Here is a 1,013-nt window from a genome sequence, read left to right as displayed (position 1 = left end):
ATCGGCAACCATTTTACGCAATCCGGTCAACATCAAATCCATACGCTGGTCAGTAAACAGTAGTCCGCGTATGCCAAGCAGCATAGCTGACTCTTGATCTAAGGAATTGCGCTCAACTTGATACAGAGCCACAGGAATATGGGGGACAAGACGAGATGCCAGCAAAGGGATCCCTTTATTGTCTAAGGCCGCACCTTTCTGGGCGATTAAACAAAAGCTGCGATGCCCTTTGTCTAAATCTAACTCTAACTCTGAGGCATGTTTAACGATCCGTGTTTTCAATCCGATAGATTCAGCAAGTATCGCTAGATGACAAGGCGCCGCCACTTGATGTAAAAATACTAACTCATTGATAGTACCCAATTTACTCTTCTCCCTGAAAAGTATTTCATTATCTTTTTATCCGGCTTAATGAAATCTGCTTAAATCTCAGCATACATCTCATTAACATAGCCCATTTTGACTTGTTACCGTATGAATGCCATCATCCAAATGTACTAATAACCTCTATTTATATGTAGTAAATTCGACTAAGTCCCTAAATAGTATTTAATTGCTAGCAATTAAATACTAAATGAGATGGAGATCACATTCATCTTTATACCTTAGTCTATGAAAACATCAATCGAAAGTTTAAACAAAAAATTAACACCTGAAGATGACATTTTTGAGAATAAAAATCCCCTTTGAATCTAATTCAAAGGGGATTGGATGTTCTCAGACTACGATTAGGCTTGAGTCAGGAGTTTAGTGATTTGCTTATCCTGCACACGGGATAAACTGAGTAGCGCCACGATGGCCCCAATTAAGGCTAAAAACATATCCGATTGAGTATCCCACACATAACCTTGTGTGCCTAAGAATGCCTCAGCACCTTCGCCCGTTGCAGCGGCCACCCACCACTCAATAAGCTCATAAAAGGCACTAAACGCGAGCACAAAACAAGTGACCAAAAAAGCGCACCAAGCGCCGGGTTTGACGGCTTGATTGCGTAACATAATCTCACGGGCCAG

At 41.3% G+C, this 1,013-nt stretch carries 1 protein-coding gene and 1 pseudogene; both read right to left on the bottom strand.

Annotated features, from left to right (window positions below; genetic code table 11):
* A pseudogene (locus tag SHEWPOL2_RS22060) lies at positions 1 to 363 on the bottom strand (DNA-binding response regulator); the annotation flags it as partial.
* Between the two features lie 365 nt (positions 364 to 728).
* On the bottom strand, positions 729 to 1,013 hold a 285-nt coding region (locus tag SHEWPOL2_RS22055; RefSeq protein ID WP_037431861.1), incomplete at its 5' end, for a DUF2238 domain-containing protein.

The organism is Shewanella sp. POL2 (assembly GCF_000282755.1).
Taxonomy (GTDB): Bacteria; Pseudomonadota; Gammaproteobacteria; order Enterobacterales; family Shewanellaceae; genus Shewanella; species Shewanella xiamenensis.
The sequence above is the reverse complement of the archived record's forward strand: the minus strand, read 5'-3'. Positions and strand labels throughout refer to the sequence as shown.